The sequence below is a fragment of the Mesorhizobium sp. ISC11 genome, from assembly GCF_037162595.1.
GTDB classification, from domain to species: domain Bacteria; phylum Pseudomonadota; class Alphaproteobacteria; order Rhizobiales; family Rhizobiaceae; genus Mesorhizobium; species Mesorhizobium ciceri.
This window is the reverse complement of sequence record NZ_JAVSPW010000001.1, coordinates 992,599-1,010,817: the sequence shown is the minus strand read 5'-3', so window position 1 is coordinate 1,010,817 and position 18,219 is coordinate 992,599. Positions and strand designations below refer to the sequence as shown.

16 protein-coding genes are annotated in these 18,219 nt (G+C 62.6%); 1 reads left to right on the top strand and 15 read right to left on the bottom strand.

Annotation, left to right across the window (positions count from 1 at the left end; genetic code table 11):
* Nucleotides 1-2: 2 nt before the first annotated feature.
* Nucleotides 3-182 carry a type II toxin -antitoxin system TacA 1-like antitoxin gene (locus RPF88_RS05070; RefSeq protein ID WP_224674842.1) on the top strand — a complete coding sequence of 60 codons (180 nt, stop codon included), beginning with the start codon at nt 3-5 and terminating at the stop codon, nt 180-182.
* Here RPF88_RS05070 and RPF88_RS05065 read toward each other — a convergent pair whose 3' ends face one another.
* The 15 genes from RPF88_RS05065 to RPF88_RS04995 form a co-directional block, all read right to left on the bottom strand.
* Nucleotides 183-965, bottom strand: a complete 783-nt coding sequence (locus RPF88_RS05065) for an ABC transporter ATP-binding protein (protein WP_337121845.1) — start codon at nt 963-965, stop codon at nt 183-185.
* A complete protein-coding gene (locus tag RPF88_RS05060; protein WP_013531157.1) occupies nt 962-1,735 on the bottom strand; it encodes an ABC transporter permease in 774 nt (257 codons plus the stop codon). The genes RPF88_RS05065 and RPF88_RS05060 overlap by 4 nt, the downstream gene beginning before the upstream one ends.
* A 107-nt stretch (nt 1,736-1,842) precedes the next feature.
* Nucleotides 1,843-2,793, bottom strand: a complete 951-nt coding sequence (locus RPF88_RS05055) for an ABC transporter substrate-binding protein (RefSeq protein ID WP_024501319.1) — start codon at nt 2,791-2,793, stop codon at nt 1,843-1,845.
* Nucleotides 2,794-2,947: 154 nt separating this feature from the next.
* Nucleotides 2,948-3,292: a peptidase inhibitor family I36 protein gene (locus RPF88_RS05050; RefSeq protein ID WP_337121844.1), complete on the bottom strand. Its 345-nt coding sequence runs from the start codon at nt 3,290-3,292 to the stop codon at nt 2,948-2,950.
* A gap of 78 nt (nt 3,293-3,370) precedes the next feature.
* Nucleotides 3,371-4,219 (bottom strand): DUF1194 domain-containing protein, encoded by an 849-nt coding sequence (locus tag RPF88_RS05045; protein WP_024501321.1) that lies wholly within the window; start codon nt 4,217-4,219, stop codon nt 3,371-3,373.
* A gap of 94 nt (nt 4,220-4,313) precedes the next feature.
* The gene (locus RPF88_RS05040; protein WP_013531153.1) at nt 4,314-6,875 is read right to left on the bottom strand and encodes a GcvT family protein; all 2,562 of its coding nucleotides are present in this window, start codon (nt 6,873-6,875) and stop codon (nt 4,314-4,316) included.
* Between the two features lie 154 nt (nt 6,876-7,029).
* Nucleotides 7,030-7,788 (bottom strand): FkbM family methyltransferase, encoded by a 759-nt coding sequence (locus tag RPF88_RS05035; protein WP_027160515.1) that lies wholly within the window; start codon nt 7,786-7,788, stop codon nt 7,030-7,032.
* Nucleotides 7,785-9,017 carry a hypothetical protein gene (locus RPF88_RS05030; RefSeq protein ID WP_337121842.1) on the bottom strand — a complete coding sequence of 411 codons (1,233 nt, stop codon included), beginning with the start codon at nt 9,015-9,017 and terminating at the stop codon, nt 7,785-7,787. The genes RPF88_RS05035 and RPF88_RS05030 overlap by 4 nt, the downstream gene beginning before the upstream one ends.
* 21 nt (nt 9,018-9,038) lie before the next feature.
* A complete protein-coding gene (locus RPF88_RS05025) occupies nt 9,039-10,469 on the bottom strand; it encodes an aspartate aminotransferase family protein (RefSeq protein ID WP_337123850.1) in 1,431 nt (476 codons plus the stop codon).
* Between the two features lie 104 nt (nt 10,470-10,573).
* Nucleotides 10,574-11,581, bottom strand: a complete 1,008-nt coding sequence (locus tag RPF88_RS05020; RefSeq protein ID WP_013531149.1) for an NAD-dependent epimerase/dehydratase family protein — start codon at nt 11,579-11,581, stop codon at nt 10,574-10,576.
* The gene (locus tag RPF88_RS05015) at nt 11,578-12,027 is read right to left on the bottom strand and encodes an EamA family transporter (protein ID WP_127369135.1); all 450 of its coding nucleotides are present in this window, start codon (nt 12,025-12,027) and stop codon (nt 11,578-11,580) included. Before RPF88_RS05015 ends, RPF88_RS05020 begins: the two co-directional genes overlap by 4 nt.
* Before the next feature lie 124 nt (nt 12,028-12,151).
* Nucleotides 12,152-13,504, bottom strand: coding sequence for an FAD-binding oxidoreductase (locus RPF88_RS05010; protein ID WP_337121841.1), 1,353 nt, complete (start codon nt 13,502-13,504; stop codon nt 12,152-12,154).
* A gap of 2 nt (nt 13,505-13,506) precedes the next feature.
* Nucleotides 13,507-14,940 (bottom strand): UbiA family prenyltransferase, encoded by a 1,434-nt coding sequence (locus tag RPF88_RS05005; RefSeq protein ID WP_337121840.1) that lies wholly within the window; start codon nt 14,938-14,940, stop codon nt 13,507-13,509.
* A 206-nt stretch (nt 14,941-15,146) separates the two neighbouring features.
* A complete protein-coding gene (locus tag RPF88_RS05000) occupies nt 15,147-15,410 on the bottom strand; it encodes a hypothetical protein (RefSeq protein ID WP_023812335.1) in 264 nt (87 codons plus the stop codon).
* A 156-nt stretch (nt 15,411-15,566) separates the two neighbouring features.
* Nucleotides 15,567-18,053, bottom strand: a complete 2,487-nt coding sequence (locus RPF88_RS04995; protein WP_027160520.1) for a mechanosensitive ion channel family protein — start codon at nt 18,051-18,053, stop codon at nt 15,567-15,569.
* Nucleotides 18,054-18,219 lie beyond the last annotated feature (166 nt).

Genomic DNA, 18,219 nt, shown 5'->3' with positions numbered 1-18,219 from the left:
ACGTGAGTACGAGAACGACTCGACCCGAAAGGCTGGCCGACCGGCGCATCTTTCCTCTCGATGTCGAAAAATGGGTAGCGTTCAAGGCGGCTCTGGACGCCCCGAAACGTGATCTTCCTCGCCTCAAGCGTCTGTTGAGCGAGCCAAGTATCTTTCCAGATGATCAGGCTGTGTCGGTCTGACTACGCCTGCGCCGTGCGCATCGCCTCGACCCGAATATCCTCGGTCAGCCGCGCTTTCAGCGCCGAGAATTCCGGGCTGGTCTTCAGCGTGTAATGGCGCGGATGCGGCAGGTCGATGGCGACATCCGACTTGATGCGGCCGGGCCGCGCCGTCATCACGATGACGCGCGAGGCCATGAAGATCGCCTCCTCGATGTCATGGGTGACGAACAGCACCGTCTTTTGGCGCCGTTCCCAGATGCCGAGCAGCAGTTCCTGCATCAGACCGCGCGTCTGGTTGTCGAGCGCGCCGAACGGCTCATCCAGCAACAGGATCTCCGGATCGTTAGCCAGCGCCCGGGCGATCGCCGTGCGCTGTTGCATGCCGCCGGAGAGCTGCTTCGGCCAATGGTTCTCGAACCCTTTCAGGCCGACGAGATTGACGTAGGAAGCGACGACCCCGTCCCGCTCCTTTTCGGGCATTCCGCGTTCGCGCAAGCCGAAAGCGATGTTCTGCGCCACAGTCAGCCAGGGAAACAGCGTGTAGGACTGAAAGACCATGCCGCGATCCGGCCCCGGCCGGGTCACCGCCTTGCCGTCGAGCAGCACACGGCCCTCGCTCGGTGCTTCCAGGCCCGCGACAATCCTGAGCAGTGTCGACTTCCCGCAGCCGGACGGCCCCAGAATAGTGATGAAGTCGTTGGCGGCGACCGCCAGGTCGATCGGCATCAGCGCCTTGACCGGCTGACCGCCGCGCACGCCGGCAAAGGTGCGCGAAACGCCCTCGATGAGAAGCTTGTTCACGCCAGGCTCCACGGAAAGAGCCAGCGGTTGAAGGCTTTGAAGGCGAAGTCGGACAACAGCCCGATCAGCCCGATGACGATGATGCCGAAGATGATCTGACCCGTCGCCAGCCGCGACTGACTGTTGATGATCATGTAGCCGATGCCGGATGACGAGCCGATCAGTTCCGCGACGATGACATAGGTCCAGGCCCAGCCGAGCACCAGCCGCAGCGTCTCGGCGATCTCCGGCGCATTGGCCGGCATGATCACCCGGTTGACGATGCCGCTGTTGGTGGAACCCAGCGTGTAGGCGGCCTCGACCAGATCGCGTCGTGTGCCGCCAACTTTGACCGCGATGATGAGGACGATCTGGAACACCGAGCCGACGAAGATGACCAGCAGTTTTTCCAGCTCGCCGATGCCGGCCCACAAGATGAGCAGTGGGATGAATGCCGACGCAGGCAAGTAGCGGGCGAAGGAGACAAAAGGCTCCAGAAACGCCTCCACCGGCTTCCAGGCGCCCATCGCGATGCCAAGCGGCACCGCGACGACCGAGGCAAGCAGGAAGCCGCCGAAGACGCGCCAGATGGTGATCAGAACGTCGAGCCAGAAACGGTCTTCGACCAAAAGCCGCCAGCCATCCCGCAGCATCGACAGCGGATCGGCGAGGAAGATGCGGTTGACGTGGCCGCCTAGCGTGATCCAAGCCCAGAAGGCCACGAAAAGCACGAAGAAGGAAATGCCGAGCACGGTTCGGATGCCCGGCGAGACTGGATGCAAGGGGCGCATCGTCAAATCGTCGCCATTTTGAAATGGTCCCCATGCTCAAATCGCGCTTTGTCCAAGAGAAGGCGGCAGCGCCAGGCGCCGCCGCTTGATGGTCAAAGGCCGAACGATCAGTTCGAAACCGCGCTGGTGTCAGCCAATGTGGTGACGTCGGGCGCTTCCTTGATCAGTCCCATCTGCAGCAGCAGTTCGCCGGCGGTCTTGGAAAAGTCCTGGAATTCCTTGGTGAAGAACTGTTTGTTCTCCGCCCGGTCGGCCCATTTCAGGTATTTCGCCGAATCCTCGAATTCCTTGGCCGACTGTTTCACGTCGGCACCCATGGTCTCGTAGGATTTCTGCGGATCGCTCTTGATCAGGTCGAGTGCATCAAAATAGCTGTCGGCCAGCGCCTTGGCGGCATCCGGATTGGTTTTCAGGAATTCGGGTGTGCAGCCCACCGTGTCGAGCACCATCGGGTAGTCGAGCGTCGTCGCCAGGATATGGCCCTGGTCCGACTTGTCGCGCACCGCCGAGATGAACGGCTCGTAGGTGACGGCGGCGTCGTTCTGCCCGGCGAGGAAAGCTTGCGCCGCCGCATCAGGCTCCAGATTGACGACGGTGACGTCCTTCGTCGACATGCCGTTCTTGTTCAGCACCCAGGCGAGCATGAAATAGGGCGACGTGCCCGGCGCCGATGACGCGACGTTCTTGCCCTTGAGATCGGCGACGGTCTTGATGTTGTTGCGGGCGACGATGCCGTCGGCGCCGTAGGATTTGTCGAGCTGGAAGATCTGCTTGGTGGTGACGCCGCTGGCGTTCCACACCAGCCAGGTCTCCACCGTGGTGGCCGCGCATTGCAGGTCGCCGCTGGCGATGGCGAGCGGCCGGCTCGCTTGCGGCACCTTTTTCAGGGTCACGTCGAGTCCGTGTTTCTCGAAGATGCCCGCCTGCTTCGCAAGCGTCAGCGGCGCGAAGCCTGTCCAGCCGCTGATGCCGATAGTGACCGAGGTGGCAGCCATCGCCGGTGCGGACAGGCCGGCGGCAAGTGTCAGAGTTGCGGTAAGAACGGCGATCCTGTTCATGTCGGTTCCCCTTTTGTTTTGCTGGGGAATTGTCTCACAGACGCCAATCGGCTTGTCAATGAACAGCTTGGTGAGGCAACCGGCAGGCCCCGGCTCTGCTGTCGGCCAATGGCTACCACCGCCAGAAATCCATCGTGGCTAATCCAAAATGGCCTCAATAATCGTCGCAGGTGCACTCCGCCGACGATATACGGTCATTCCAGTCGCTGCCGCCGAAATCGCGGATCCGGCGCCGGGTCTCGATCGAGCGGCCACCCATCCGGGAGTCCTCATAGGCAATGAGTGTGCAACCCCGGCGCACGATCACCGACGACACACGGTCGTTCCAGAACTGGCCGCCGCGAAAGTTCACGGAATCGTCGGGGCCCATACCGATGGACCGACCGCGAAAATTCGCGTGCTCGAACATCATGCAGGCGGGCTCATCATTGTATTGGGCGCTGGCGGCGTCGGCAAAAAGCACGGACGCGACAGCAGTCAGGATGGCTAGACGTTTCATCTGATGTTTCCTCGGTTTTTGCCGCGGCCCCTCCGACTGGATAGCGCGGTCCGGCCAATTTGCCAATGCTTCGGTCGCCTAGCGGCTGTCAAACATCCAGCTGCGGTTGCGCCACATTTTCTCGCCGACCAGGCAGTCGGTGGCGGGCTTGTCCTGCGCCAATACCATCGGCGGATGCGTGGCTTCTTCTGCCGCCCATTGCGGCGAGGCCGGGCCGGCGAGTTCCAGCACCAGCTTGCGACGGATGGCTTCGGGAAACTGCGTCCAGTCGTTGACCGGAATCATGAAGGCTCCGGGTCCGCCGATGACGCAGTCGCTGTAGTAGCGATCGAGATTGCTGACGTCGTAGGCGCCGGAAAAACCGCCTCGCGTCATCAGCGGCAGGCCGTTGATGACGATGCCTTGCTTGATCAGATCGTCGCGGGTCAGGTTGACCGGCGCGCCTTGATTGTTGGGGCCATCGCCCGAAATGTCGATGACCCGCTTCGTGCCCTGGTAGCCGCTTTCGGCGAACAGGTCATTGCCGAACTCCAGCGCTCCGGAGATCGAGGTGCGCCGCGCGCTGTTGGGCGGCTGAGCGGATAGTTGCGCAACCACCCGCTCGGCGTCGGTGCGGCTGGCGATCACCGTCCACGGCACGATGACGCGCTGCCAGTTGGTGCCGGCCCATTCGACATAGGTGACGGCGATCTTGCCATAAGCGCCATCGGCAATGGCCTGCAGCACATTGTCGTGCGTCAGTGCCGCGGCGTAGCCGTGACGCTGGATCTCGAGTTCGTCCGGAGACATCGACAGCGAGACATCGACGGCCAGCACCAGCTCGACATCGACGGGCTCGTCAGCTTGGGCCGCGGGCGTCAACCAGAGCGTCAGTGCGAACGCGGCGCAGCCTGAAAGGAAATGTCTTGCGCAGGCAAAAGCAGACATGCCGCGAAGGTAAGCGAAAACCGTCGGCTTAAAAAGAGAAAAGCCCGGCCGATGGCCAGGCTTTTGCCTTCATGCCCTTTGCGCCGGCTAGCAATCAGCTGCGCGGCTTCAAATTCTCCGGATCGTAGAGCGGCTTGTAGCCGACAGCCGCCACTTCGACCGGATATGTCTCACCGAAATACTCGATCGTGAGCTTGCGGCCTTCCTGGGCGTACGCCCACGGCAGATAGGCAAGACCGATATTCTTGCCGATGGTCGGGCCATAGGCCATCGAGGTGGTGAAGGACCGCCGGCCGAGTTCGTCGACCAGCGTCTCGCCGGTCTTCGGATCCATCACCGGCATGGTGCCGACGGGATAGCGGGCAACGCCTTTGGAATCGACATTCTCGGTCATCACCAGCGTGCACAGCATGGCCGGTTGGTGCTCGCGGGCGCGGTATTCGACGTGCTTCGCCTTGCCGCAGAAATCGTTCTCCTTGACCTTTGGACGAGCGAGATCCGCTTCGAGCAGATTGTACTCGGTCAGAAGGTCGGCGTTCTGCAGGCGCAGGCTCTTTTCCATGCGGCGCGTGTTGGCATAGGTCTCGACGCCGAAAGGCATCACGCCGGTCGAGCGCAGCGCGTCCCACACAGCGAGACCGTCCTCGTAGCGCATATGCAGTTCCCAGCCCTGCTCGCCGACATAGGAGATGCGGAAAGCGGTGACGTCCTTGCCGCCGATCCGGACCGGCTTGATCGCCGCGAATGGGAAGTTCTCAACAGAGAGCCCGTCCGGGTTTTCGACCACCTTCTGCAAGGTCGCCCGGGCGTTCGGCCCCCAGATGCCGATGGTCACATAGTTCTCGGTCACGTCGGTGATGGTGACGTCGAAACCTTTGTCCTGTGCCGTGCGGCGCATGTACTGGAAGTCGCGCGGGCCAGCGTCCGCGCCGTCGATCAAACGACAGCGGTCGGCCATGCGAATGACGGTAAAGTCGGCCCGCACCATGCCTTCCTCGTCGAGGAAGTGGGTGTAGATGCCCTTGCCGATGTTGTTGTCGCCGCCAATCTTGGCTGCGCACAACCATTCCAGCAGCGCGACATGGTCTGGACCTTCGATGTCGTACATGGCGAAATGCGACAGGTTGACGATGCCGCAATCCTCGCTCATGGCGAGATGTTCGGCATTGGAGACGCGCCAGAAATGGCGGTTGTCCCATTCGTTCTCACGCACCGGCACCCGGTTGCCGTATTTCTCCAGGAGATGCTCGTTGGCGGCATAGCCGTGGGCGCGCTCCCAGCCGCCGAGTTCCATGAAATAACCGCCGAGTTCCTTCTCGCGCTCCCAGAACGGCGAGCGCCGGATATTGCGGGCCTTGGAGAACGGCTCGCGCGGATGCACCGCCGGATTGTAGACCTTCATCGCCGTCTCGGTGCAGCGGTCCCAGATGAACTGCTCCTTGGTCTGGTGCGGATAGAACCGTGCATAGTCGATCGCATGGTGATCGATTGCGGTGCGGCCGTCGGTCATCCAGTCGGCGATCAGCTTGCCCATGCCTGGACCATCCTTGACCCAGATGGCAACGGCATACCACAGACCCCGCACCTTCTGGCTTTCGCCCATCGACGGGCCGCCGTCCGCGGTTACCTGGAGAAGTCCATTGAACGAATGGCTCTCATTATAGCCGAGTTCGCCGAGGATCGGCGTCAGTTCCATGGCGCGTTCGAGCGGCGCCAGGATCTGTTCCATGTCGAGATCGCGTTGCGACGGCGAAAGCCGCGCCTGGTCCTTCTCCAGCAGGTCGCGCGGGTGGCAAAGGCGCGGATTGGTCTCTTCGTAATAACCCCATTCGATCTGCCCGCCCTCGGCGGTCTTGGGATCACCGGTGTCGCGCATATAGGCCGAGTTGCCCTGGTCGCGCAGCAGCGGCCAGCCGATCTCCTTGCCGGTGCCGGCGAACTCGTTGTAGGGGCCGAAGAAGGTCAGCGGATGGTCGATCGGCATGACCGGCAGGTCTTCGCCGACCATTTCCGCTATCAGCCGGCCCCAAATCCCGGCGCAGACGACGACATAGTCGGCCTCGATGGTGCCGCGGTCCGTCACCACGCCTGATATGCGGCCGTCCTTGACGACCAGCGACCGGGCCGATGTGTTGGCGAAGGATTTGAGCTTGCCCGACGCTTCCGCCTGGTCGACCAGCTTGCCGGCGACCGTCTGCGAACGCGGGATGACCAGACCGGCATCGGGATCCCAAAGACCACCTTGGACAATCGCTTCTTCGATGAGCGGAAATTTTTCCTTGATCTCGGCCGGCTCGATCAGGCGGGCGCGCGTGCCAAACGCCTTGGCGGAGGCGATCTTGCGCTTGATTTCTTCCATTCGGCTGTCGTCGCCGACACGCGCGACCTCGAGGCCGCCGATACGCGCATAATGACCCATCTTCTCGTAGAAATCGATGGAGTAGAGCGTCGTCCAGCACGACAGGAAATCGTGGCTGGTGGTGTAGCAGAAGTCGGAGGCGTGCGCCGTCGAGCCGATATCGGTCGGGATGCCTGATTTGTCGATGCCGACAATGTCATCCCAGCCGCGTTCGATCAGGTGATGGGCGATCGATGCGCCGACAATACCGCCCAGGCCGACGATGACGACCCTCGCCTTTTTCGGAAACTCTGCCATTGCCCGCGACTCCAAAGTGATAAAGCGGGCGGACTATAGGGCGGAGCGGCAGGGCGATTGAAGCCTGTTTGCGACATTGGCAAAAAGCCGAGCGACCAGACGGCAGAATGCTTCACATCGGGCGCCTGGGGCGGTTCGCTTTTCGGTGGCTAACTCAGGCGAAGGCCCAGATGTCTTCGGCCTGGAAGCCGACCTGATAGCCTGATGTCTTCAGCTTGACCACGACCTGGCCGATCTCGGCGGCCGGCAGCGCGCCAACCTCGACCTTGATCATGCCGGGGCGGTAGCGCTTGAGGTCGAGCTGTTCGAAGACGATCCAGTCGGCGCCCTCGCAATCGATGAGGAAGGCATCGATATGGATGATGCCGTTGCGGTCGAGCAGCGTCTGCAAAGTCTCGGATGGCACCTCGATGTCCCTGAGATGCGGCGCGAACTTGTTGAAGTTGGCGTCGGCCTCGCCCCAGGCATTCTTGCCCGACATCAGATTGGTGTCGGTGACCGACGAACAGCCGATGAATTCGATGGGCAGCGTGCCGGACTCGAGCGCGGCTGCATCGAAGGTGTGGACGGTGATCGTCCCCTTGGCCTTTGTCACCGCCACCGGCTCGATGATGAACCGGCCGGTGTCGGGATAATTGGCGCGCAGCCGTTTCTGATTGTACGGGATCGGCTCGACCAGCATCGCGCGTGCGCCAGCTATGCGGTGCAGCCACGGCGTCACATCGTCGAACAGCGCGCCGTCGCAGGCGCCGACATTGACCATCTGGAACGGCCGCCCTGCCCCACCGAACCGCGCCTTCAGCGCCGCCTTGGCCAGGAACTTCGTGCCGCGCAGCGATGGTCCGCGGTCGAGAACGCCACTGGGAAGACCGAGCGACAGGGCAACGCGCGCCAGGCTGGATAGCGAACTCATGACTTGTCTCCAGGAATGATTTGCATGGCAGCTCGATTCTGACCGCGAGCCGCGGCCGCCCACAACGCCATGAGCGGCGTCGCCAGCAGCAGGAATGGCGGGATCAGATGCGGGAAATAGATGCGCGTGTCGTGGATCGGGAAGACGGTGAACTTCGCCAGCGCGCCGAGCACCAGTGCCGCAAACAGGATGCCGGCGCGGCGGTCGAGGCGGAAGCCGGCGCGGGCGGCGGCAAACCAGCCGGCCAGTGCCAGCACCGACACCCCGACCCAGCTGTTCAGGCTGACGGCACGCAGCAGCGAGGTGGCAAATGCCCTGAGATAGGCAACGATGGAGAATGGCGGCTCGAACCCGTCCATATTGTAATGCTGCTCTATGCTGGAGAACCACAGATGCGGCCACCAGCCGGGATGATGCGCCCAGTGCGAGATGGCAAAATAGGCAACGAAGGAAGCGGCAAAGCCGGCCAGCGCGCCCCACGATTTCTGCCGGAAGGCGACCAGCAGCACGGTAAAAACAGCAAGGAAAACGATGTTGTCCGGGCGCACCATGAAGGCGAGGAAGAGCAGGATCGCGGTCGCCATCTCGCGCCCGCGGACATAGGCATAGAGCCCGCCGAGCAGCAGCGCTGACGTGAGCAGATCCGGCGTCGAAGCGCGCGCCGCATCGCCGAAATCGGCCATGATCAGCACCGCGCCGACCACAGGCGCCAAGGCCAGTGCCCCCTCGGAGCGCAGCCACATCAGGGCGATCGCGCCGAACAGCAGAACCGAGACCACTGAGACCAGGCGCATCGCCTCGACCGGCGACATCACCGCGCTCATCGTCGACAGGACCTCGGCGTAGAGGAACTTGATCCTGTACATGCCGAGCAGCGAATGGAAATCGGCGGCATTCTCCGCCATGTGGCTGCGGAAGCCGCCACCATCGTCGGTTAGCGCCTTGTAGTCGCCTGCGGACACGCCCGATTTGACAGTGTTGTAGGCATAGTCGTGCAGGGCTTGTGCATCGGGATAGGTGCCCTCCTCCGATATAGCGAGATAGGGCAGCATGTCCCAATTGGCGTCGGGCATCACCCATGCCGTGAACGCTGTAAAAAGGATGTAGAGCGCGAAGGCCGCAGCGCCGATCGGTGCCGCCAGCCGCGCATAAGTCCCCTCGCCCCACGCCAGGCCGGCTCCGGTGAGCCGGTCGAGTGGGTTTTGTGGAGCGGGCGACTTGGTCAGCATCGTTGTACCCAGCGAACTCGCTTAACGAACCTGGCTTTTGACGAAATCCTTCACGATCGACGCGATGCCGCGCGACAGCAGGCTGTCGAAGGCATCGACGAAGCGATCGACATGCTCGCGCTGGCAGATCAACGGCGGCTCCAGCCGGATGACGTTGCGGTTGTACTCGGTGAAGGCGACCAGCACATCGTAGTCGCGCAGCAGCAGCGCGCCGACGAAGCCCGACAGCGAGCCCTTCAGCTTGTCGTCGAGCACGCTGACGATCGGCCGCAGCACCATCGGCAAGGTCTGCGAGAAGTCGTGGAACTCCAGGCCGACCATAAACCCCTTGCCGCGCACATCCTTGATGATCTTCGGGTACTTTTCCCTGAGCGCCTGCAGGCGCTGCAGCAAATAGTCGCCGGTGACGGCGGCATTGTCGATCAGCCCCTCGTCGTAGAGCACGTTGAGCCCTTCGATCGAGGTGACGCAGGCCTCGCCCATTCCGCCGAAGGTCGCCATGGCATGGATCATCGCCGTTTTCGGCGTGCCATAGGCCTTCATGTAGACCTCGCGCCGCGCAATCATCGCGCCGACCGCCGCCTTGCCGGCGCCGAGCGACTTGGCCAGCGCCGTCACATCGGGAACGACGCCGTAATGTTCGAAGGCGTAGAAGCGGCCCGAACGGCCGTAGCCGCACTGAACTTCGTCGGCGACCCACAGCACGCCATACTGGTCGCACAACGCGCGCAGCTTCTGCCAGTACTCGGCGGGCGCCTGGATGATGCCGCCGCCGCCCTGGATGGTTTCCAGCACGATGACGCCGACCTCCGGGTCGGAACGGAACAGGCGCTCGACCGCCTCGATGTCGGCAAACGGGATGCGGACCGTGTTTTCGGCCACCTTGAAGTCGGCGCGGTAGAGCTGGCCGTCGGTGATGCCGAGCACGCCCTTGGTCTTGCCATGGAAGGAATTCTCGGCATAGACGACCTTCGGCCGCTTCGGACCGGCGGCGCGCTCGGCGAGCTTAACCGCCGCTTCCATCGCTTCCGAGCCGGACGAACCCAGAAACACCATGTCGAGATCGCCGGGCGAGCATTTGGCGATGTTGTGCGCAAGTGCCGCCGCATATTGCGACATGAAGGCGATAGCGATTTCCTGGCGCTTCTCCTCCTGGAATTTCTTGCGTGCTTCCAGGATGCGCGGATGGTTGTGGCCAAAGGCCAGCGAACCGAAGCCGCCGAAGAAGTCGAGGATCTTGCGGCCGTTCTGGTCGATGTAGAACATGCCTTCGGCGCGCTCGATCTTGATCTTGTGGAAGCCGAGCAGCTTCATGAAATGCAGCTGGCCGGGGTTGAGATGCGCCTTGAACAGGTCGGTCATTGCCGCGACGTCCATCGCCTTGGCCTGCTCGACGCTGATCAGGTTGGGCTTGGCGATGGTGGCGGGCGACAGCGCCGGCGCACTGACCATGGTGCGCGCATTCGTCTGTTCGGGCTTGGCCATGACGGTCATTTCAATCTCCTGTCTGCACGCACGACCGCAATCGTGCGCAACGAAAGCTGTTTTGCGAGCCGCTATTCGGCGGGCACATGTGTGGTGGCGACCGCGTGCCCGGCTTTCTTGGCGCGGTACTCGCTATAGGCGGCGATCAGCATGTCCTCGTCGCGATATTGCGGCGCCCAGCCGAGCTGACGCCCGGCCTTGGACACGTCGAGCACGCATTCCTCGTCGGCGATCAGATACTGTTCCGGGTCCATGATCGGCATGTTCATCAGGTCGAGCAGGTCCAGCGTGCGCTTGACCGCCCAACCCGGTGTCGGGATCAGGATCGATTTCGAGCCGGCATGCCTGATCAGATCGCCGAGCAGCTTCTTGACGGGCGGTGGATTGAGCGAACCCAGATTATAGGCCTCGTTTGGCACGCCGGCCTTCCAGGCCGCGCGGGCGGCCTCGGCGCAGTCGAACACCGAGATGAACTGATAAGGGTTCCTGCCCGAACCGATCATCGGCACCGGAAAATTCCAGTCGATCAGCTTGAACAGTTTTTCGAGAATGCCGAGCCGGCCGGGACCGATGATCAGACGCGGGCGAAACAGCGAGATCGACATGCCGCGCTTGCGCCACTCGGCCGCCAGCTCCTCGGTCTTCTGCTTCGACCAGCCATATTCGCCCAGCGGCGCCACCGGGTGCTCCTCGGTCATAGGCTGCGTGACCGTGTGGCCGTAGATCATGTCGGTCGTGTAGTGGACGAGTTTTGACGCACCGGCTCCGTCCATGGCCTGCATGATGTGCTCGGTGCCATGGAAATTTACAGGGAAGAAGAAGTCATGCCGCTTGGCGCGCACCTGGATCGGCGACAGCATCTTGGCCGACAAATTGTAGACCATGTCGTCGGCCTTCAGCCCAATCGCGGCGACCGAGGCCGGATCGGTGACGTCGCATTGGATAAAGCGGACGCTGCGGTAATGCGGCAGGTCGCTCTTGACGATGTCGGCGACGACAACCTCTTCACCATCGGCCACAAGCTTCGGGGCAAGATGGCGGCCGACGAAACCGTCACCGCCGAAAATCATATGTCTCATCGAAGGATCTCGTTTGCTTGGATCTTGTCGGGCGTGATGGAAGCGGCCTGGTCCTCATGCCCTTGCCCACCCAAATCCCGGCCACTTTGCGCGATCAGCACCGTGCCGACGCAGATGAAGGCGATGCCGGCGATCCGCCAGCCATTGAGGTCCTCGCGGAAGACGAAATAAGCGAAGATGGCGACGGCAACATAGGCGAGGCTGAGGAACGGATAAGCGAAGGAGAGCTCGACCTTGGACAGCACATAGAGGTGCGAGGCCATCGAGATGACGAAGGTACACAGGCCAAGGAACACCCAGGGGCTGAAGACGATCTGCAGCAGCTTGACGAGCGGATTGACGCCCTCGAACGAGATTGGTCCGAGCGACATCATGCCTTGCTTCAGCATCAGCTGCGCGGCGGCATTGGTCATGACTGTAAAGAGAATGAAGACGATGTATTTCATGAGTTCCAAGCCACCCCTTCACACTTCCTACTACAAACCCGCAAACATTTGGTGAAGTCCCAACCTTGTTTTGAGTGAATCGCGCTATCAACCATCTGTTAACCAATAATTATTCGGATTTTATCTATTCGGCAGCCTCGACCGAGCCTCGCCGCGTATCCAATCTCTTCGCGGTGCGCGCCCAGAAGTCGGACATGAAGGCGTGGTCGCGGAGCGCTTCCAGCCGCTGCCATTCGGGAAAGGACGAAGCGAAGATTTCGGCCCCCATGCGGGCGTCCTTGTACGGATTGACCGCGCCGCCGGCCTCGACCGTGATGCGGTCGAGCTCCCGCAGCAGTGTCAGCGTCGCGGCGCCCCTGTTGGGGAAATCCAGTGTCAGCGTGTAGCCGGGACGCGGAAACGACAGCAGCGCCGGCGAGCGGATGGAGCCGAAGCGTTTCAGCACCGTGAGGAACGAGCCCTGCCCGGCTTGCCTTGCAGCCGCCAGCAATGCCGGCACGGCCTCGCGCGCCGGCTGTTCCGGCACCACGCTCTGGTGCTGGAACAGCCCTTTCGGCCCATAAAGCCGGTTCCAATCGCGCACGCCGTCGAGCGGGAAGAAGAAGCCCTGGTAGCCGGCCTGGCGCGGCACCGTTGCCCGGCTCTTCCTCCACCTGTAGGCAGCGTTGAAGGCGGTCAGGAACGGCCGGTTGAGCACGTTGAACGGCGGCTGGACCGGCACCGAGAAATTGCCGCCGGCGCGCGAAGCGGCATGCGAGCCGTGCTCGGCGTGAGTGCCAGTGAGCAGCAGGCCGCGACCGCTGTTGCGACCGCCGGCAAGCTGGTCGATCCAGGCGACCGCATATTCGTTGGCCTGATCGGCCGCCGCGGCAAGGTCGAAGAATTCGCAGAGGTCACGAAACGGCGTCGCCCTTTCGACGATGTCGAGGGAATGCACCCGCATCAGCCGGATCGAGGCCGACAGAATGAGGCCGGTCAGCCCCATGCCGCCGATCGTCGCCGCAAACAGCCGCGCATTGTCTGTCGCCGAGCAGCGATGGGTCCTTCCATCGGACCTGAGCAGCGTGAAGCTCTCGACATGGCAGCCGAAGGTGCCGCGCCGGTGATGGTTCTTGCCATGCACGTCATTGGCGATGGCCCCGCCGAGCGTGACGAATTGCGTGCCTGGCACAACGGCGGGGAAGAAGCCGTAGGGGGCAGCGTGGGCGATGATGTCGGACAACAGCACGCCGGCATCCGCCTTGAGAACACCGGTTTCGGCGTTGAAGGCGTGGATCCGGTTCAGCGATCGCATATCGACGACCGCTCCGGCCCCGTTCTGGCAGGAATCGCCGTAGGAGCGGCCATTGCCATAGGCAAGCAGCGACGCCGGCTTGGCCTGACCGCCCTTCAGCAGCGCGATCGCCTCGTCGGCACCGATGGCGCGCGGCGCCGGCGGCGTGGCAAGGCCAAAGCTTGGGAAACGTCCGGCGGCCATGCCTACCAGCCCCCGATGACCAGCATCACCGCACCGATCAGCACCACGATCTGGCTGCGCCAGTCGCGGATGATGAAGACGACCGGATCGTCATGCATCTCGTTGCGGCGCGCCAGGATCCAGACGCGCATGGTAAGATAGAGCACGATCGGCGCCAGCGGCCAGATCAGCCATGGATGCGGATAGAGTTCCCGCACCGCGACACTGTCCATGTAGAGCGCCAGCACCAGCGCCGAGGAGAAGGCCGAGGCCATGCCGGCCTGGGCGACGATCTCCTGGTCTTCGGTGCGATAGCCGCGACCGGCAATGCGCTCGCCGGGCGGAATGGCGGTGGTGCGCAGTTCGACGAAGCGCTTCACCAGCGCCAGCGACAGGAAGAAGAAGATGGAGAAGGCCAGCAGCCAGAACGAGACGTCGACGCCGGTCGCCGCCGCACCGGCCAGGACGCGGATCGTGTAGAGGCCGGCGAGCGTCAGCACATCGACCAGCAGCATGCGTTTGAACGACAGCGAATAGGCGGTGGTGACGACCATGTAGCCGCCGAGCACAGCCATGAATTCGGGCGACAGGAACAGCCCGGTGCCGATGCCGATCGCCAGAAGCACTGCGATCGCGCCAAGTCCGAACGGGATCGACAGCGCACCGCTGGCGAACGGCCTGTTGCGCTTGGTGAGGTGTTTGCGGTCGAGCGCGAGGTCGAAGAAATCATTGAGGATGTAGATGGCCGATGCCACCGCGCTGAACGAGACGAATGCCAGCAGGCATTCCCAGATCATGTCGGTGTTGAAATATTCATGCGAGAGCACCATCGGCACGGCGATCAGCGAATTCTTCAGCCACTGATGCACGCGCAGCATCTTGACGATGGTCCGCAAAGTCGGCTTCGGCGCCGGCACCGTCTCGGCGCCATGTGCCGCCTGCCAGCGCGCGGCATGGCGGTCGGGCGCGACGACGATCGCGTTGCGTGCGGCATCGAAGACCTGGAGGTCATGGCGGCTGTTGCCGGCGTAGTCGAAACCGCCATCGCCATAGGCTGCGATCAGCGAGGCGCGCTTCCTGCCCGAGGTGAGATTGGCGAGACCATCGGTGGCCAGCACCTGGTCGAAAATGCCGAGATGGGCCGCGATAGCGTCGGCGAACTTGCGCGGCGTACCGGTCGCCAGCACGATCTTGCGGCCCTCGGCGTGCTCGGTCCGGAGGCGGCAAAGCAGCACCTCGCGATAGGGCAGCGATGCCGGATCGATGTCGATGCGCTGCGCGATCGCCTGCTTCAGCCGCGCCGGCCCGCCGGCGATCCAGAACGGTACGAGGAAGATATAGAGCGGGTTCTTCTTGAGAAGGATGAACATCCCTTCCCACAACAGGTCGGTTGCGATCAGCGTGCCGTCGAGATCGACCGCAAGCGGTATTGCGTTCCTGTCCGATCGCGCATCCATGTCCGTCCTGCCCTGCCCGCGTAGAGTTGCGCGCCGCTTTTCGGCGTCTTGAGGCTGGTATAGCGGGCGATGGCGTAGCGAACGTTAAAACGCACGGTTGCAGACGGCTGCCATGGCGGTATTTCCGGTGTCATTGTTAAACAACCGCTACCGGAAACGATAAAAGGCCGGGCAAATGCCCGGCCTCTACAATCGTGACGCCAAGATTACTTGATGCGGGCGACACCGCCCGAGATCTCGACGGTTTCCGAACCGGTCAGGGCTTCGAGATCGCCATTGGGCAAGGTGACGAAGCAGCCGTTCGGGCAGAACTCAACCGTTTCGCCACCGGCCAGCGCAAGGTCGGTCTTGCTGCCGCCCTCCGTTACGACCAGCGTGCGGGTCTCGGCGTCCTTGTTGACCGCGCTCGCGGCATGGACCGAGCCGATGGCGGCGACCAGGGCGACTGCAGCGACGAGAGACTTCCACATGGTGCAATATCGGTGTTCCCACCGCCTCTGTTGCATTTGGCAAGGCATTTTCGCCTTTGCATGGAGCTTATATGAGATGGAAGCTGAACCGCAACTGAATGCCCCATTCATGCCGCAATCGATTCCGGGCAGGATTGAGGTCGACGGAGTCCGAGCCTAGTCCGGATCCGGCTTCTTGGTTTTGCGAGACTTGACCAGTCGCTTCTTCTCCGCCTCGGCTTCGGCCCTTATCTGCTCCTGTTCGGCGAAGTCGGCCTCGATCTTGTCGTCGTCCGTCGGCCAGGCCTTGGGCTTGTGGGCCTCGACCACGGCGCGCGGCGTCGAGGGGATCTCGATGTGTTCGCTGCTGAATTTTTCGAGGACGGCAAAACGGATATCGTTCTGCGCGATGTTGCCGTTCATCACGTCGGCCAGGAACACGCGGATTTCGAATTCCAGGGCGGCAGGGCCGAAATTGGAAAACAGCACGAAGGGTTCGGGGTTCTTCAGCACCATCGGGTGGCTGCGGGCGATCTCCAGCAGGACGGCATGAACCTGCTTGACGTCGCTGCCATAGGCGACGCCGACCTTGATGTCGACGCGGCCGAGCTTGTTGCGGTGCGTCCAGTTGCCGACGGCGTTGTTGATCAGGTTCGAATTGGGCAGGATCACCGATTGCCGCTGGAAGGTTTCGATCTCGGTGGCGCGCACGCTGATCTTCTTGACCGTGCCGCTGACGTCGCCGGCAACGATCCAGTCGCCCACCTTGAACGGCCGCTCGGCCAGAAGGATCAGGCCGGAAACGAAATTGGACACCACGTTCTGCAGGCCAAAGCCGATACCGAGGGAAAGAGCGCCGGCGACCAGTGCCAGGCTGGACAGGTCGATGCCCGCCGCCGAGATGCCGACCAGTGCCGCCAGCGCGACGCCGGCATAGCCGACCGCCAGCCTGATCGAGTTGCGCACGCCGGTATCGACCTTGCCACGCGCCATGACCGAGCCGTCGAGCCAGCCCTGGAACCACCGCGTCAGGAAATAGCCTATGACGAAGACGACGATGCCGGAGAGGATGCCGGTGACCGAGATCGTCACCGAGCCGATGTTGATCCCGGTTGCGAGCTTGTAGGCCCAAGCCTGGATATCGCCGGGCTGGAAACCCCACATCAGCAGGATCAGCGGCAGGAACACCAGCACGATCATCACATTGATGGCAACGCTGACGACAAGCCCGAGCTGGTCGAGGGCCGTATCCTCGTAGCTGGAATTGGCCGACAGCCAGCGCCCGACGGAGGTGTTGGCGAAAGCACCCTCCTCGCCGATCGCCTGCGCTGACAGGAAGCCGATATAGGCGGTGATCAAGGCTGTGCCAGTGACGACGACCTGCAGCGAAACGAACAGCGCAAGGCCGATATAGCCGAGCAAGGCGGCGATGATGGTGAATAGGCCAAGGCCCAGCGACAGGTAGCGCAGCCATGCCGGCCAGGGCCGCCAGCTTCCGTCGCGCGCCTTGAACGGCCTCAGCATCGCCATCAGGATCAGGATGATGCCGACGATGATGGTGGCGACAAAACTGCGGGCGATGGTCAGCGACAGCGGCGAACCCATCTTGTCGTTGATCACCGATAGGAAGGTGTTGACGCTGATGACCACGGCCATGGCGGTGGCCAGGCGCACCAGCCAGCGCGCCGGCCCGGTTTCGACCGGGATCAGGCGCCAGTTCGGCAGCCGCGGTTCCAGCGCCGCATTGGTCAGCCGGTTGACGCAGAACACCACGCCGATGACGGTCGCCAGCGCGTTGAGGAAGAGCCCAATGTCGCCGCGCAACACATTGTAATAATTGAAAAAGAAAATCGTCGATCCAAGAAAGGCGGCAACCGCCAGCGTCGGCAGCAAGGTCGACCAGAAGGCCACCGAAAGGCGGCTGAGATAGGATGGGTCCTCATTGGTGGGGTCGGCTTCGAACACCCGCCCGAACAGGCGCCTGCCGCCGACCAGCAGCACCAGCGCCAGCCCGAGCGCCACGAAGGTTGCCGCCAGGATCGCCTGGAACTTGAACTTGAAGGCAAAGCTCAACCAGGACGACACCGCCTTGTAGAGATTGCCGAACTCGTCGCGGGCGTCGGAAAACACCTGCGGGCTCAGCGCATCCGACAGCACGTAGCGCTTGGTCAAAAGATTGCGGAACAGCTCGCTGCGCATATTGCCGATCTTGTCGATCAGCCCGCTGATGCGGATCGACAGGTTCTGTGCGCTGGCAACGACCGCGTTGATCTCGGCCTTTTCCGATGCAAGCGCCTGACGCTCGCCCGTCACGATGTCGGGCTCCTGCGGCTGGCCCGCCGCCGGTGGAGGACCCAGCACCTCGATGCGATTGTTGATCTCGGTGAGCCGCGAGCGGAATACCAGCGCACTGGTGAGTGCCGCCCGCGACAGGTCCTCCAGCTGCAGACGGATCTCCACGAGTGAGGCATCGTCCTCACCGTCCTGCTGTATCTTCTTCTCGAGATCGTCCGTCTTGGCCGTTAGATCCTGGATGACCTTTTGCTGATCGGTGACCAAACCGGCCGAGCCCTGGCCGAGCGCTTGCGCCATCGCCTCAAACGAAAGCGGCGCCGAAACGACCAGCGTGAGTACCAGGATGAGACGAAGCAATCGGAAAAGCATGATTTGTTGGCGACTCATCGGCGGCAAAGGCAATTTGAAAGCCTGTCCTTGATAAAGACGGCCCTATCATGGGGCAAGCCGTCGTATCGCGAGCCCATCCGATCATTGGCCCCAACCGATCACTCACGCCGAGTGATCCCATCCCGGGCGTCGGCCAGTCGAAAGG

What these genes read in the sequence shown, in the direction of transcription:
- RPF88_RS05035 (WP_027160515.1), bottom strand. Translation starts at nt 7,788, where the DNA reads ATGAGTTCGCTATCCAGCCTGGCGCGCGTTGCCCTGTCGCTCGGTCTT.
- RPF88_RS05040 (WP_013531153.1), bottom strand. Translation starts at nt 6,875, where the DNA reads ATGGCAGAGTTTCCGAAAAAGGCGAGGGTCGTCATCGTCGGCCTGGGC.
- RPF88_RS05025 (WP_337123850.1), bottom strand. Translation starts at nt 10,469, where the DNA reads ATGGTCAGTGCGCCGGCGCTGTCGCCCGCCACCATCGCCAAGCCCAAC.
- RPF88_RS05060 (WP_013531157.1), bottom strand. Translation starts at nt 1,735, where the DNA reads ATGCGCCCCTTGCATCCAGTCTCGCCGGGCATCCGAACCGTGCTCGGC.
- RPF88_RS05000 (WP_023812335.1), bottom strand. Translation starts at nt 15,410, where the DNA reads ATGTGGAAGTCTCTCGTCGCTGCAGTCGCCCTGGTCGCCGCCATCGGC.
- RPF88_RS05015 (WP_127369135.1), bottom strand. Translation starts at nt 12,027, where the DNA reads ATGAAATACATCGTCTTCATTCTCTTTACAGTCATGACCAATGCCGCC.
- RPF88_RS05005 (WP_337121840.1), bottom strand. Translation starts at nt 14,940, where the DNA reads ATGGATGCGCGATCGGACAGGAACGCAATACCGCTTGCGGTCGATCTC.
- RPF88_RS05045 (WP_024501321.1), bottom strand. Translation starts at nt 4,219, where the DNA reads ATGTCTGCTTTTGCCTGCGCAAGACATTTCCTTTCAGGCTGCGCCGCG.
- RPF88_RS05050 (WP_337121844.1), bottom strand. Translation starts at nt 3,292, where the DNA reads ATGAAACGTCTAGCCATCCTGACTGCTGTCGCGTCCGTGCTTTTTGCC.
- RPF88_RS05020 (WP_013531149.1), bottom strand. Translation starts at nt 11,581, where the DNA reads ATGAGACATATGATTTTCGGCGGTGACGGTTTCGTCGGCCGCCATCTT.
- RPF88_RS05055 (WP_024501319.1), bottom strand. Translation starts at nt 2,793, where the DNA reads ATGAACAGGATCGCCGTTCTTACCGCAACTCTGACACTTGCCGCCGGC.
- RPF88_RS05030 (WP_337121842.1), bottom strand. Translation starts at nt 9,017, where the DNA reads ATGCTGACCAAGTCGCCCGCTCCACAAAACCCACTCGACCGGCTCACC.
- RPF88_RS05010 (WP_337121841.1), bottom strand. Translation starts at nt 13,504, where the DNA reads ATGGCCGCCGGACGTTTCCCAAGCTTTGGCCTTGCCACGCCGCCGGCG.
- RPF88_RS04995 (WP_027160520.1), bottom strand. Translation starts at nt 18,053, where the DNA reads ATGCTTTTCCGATTGCTTCGTCTCATCCTGGTACTCACGCTGGTCGTT.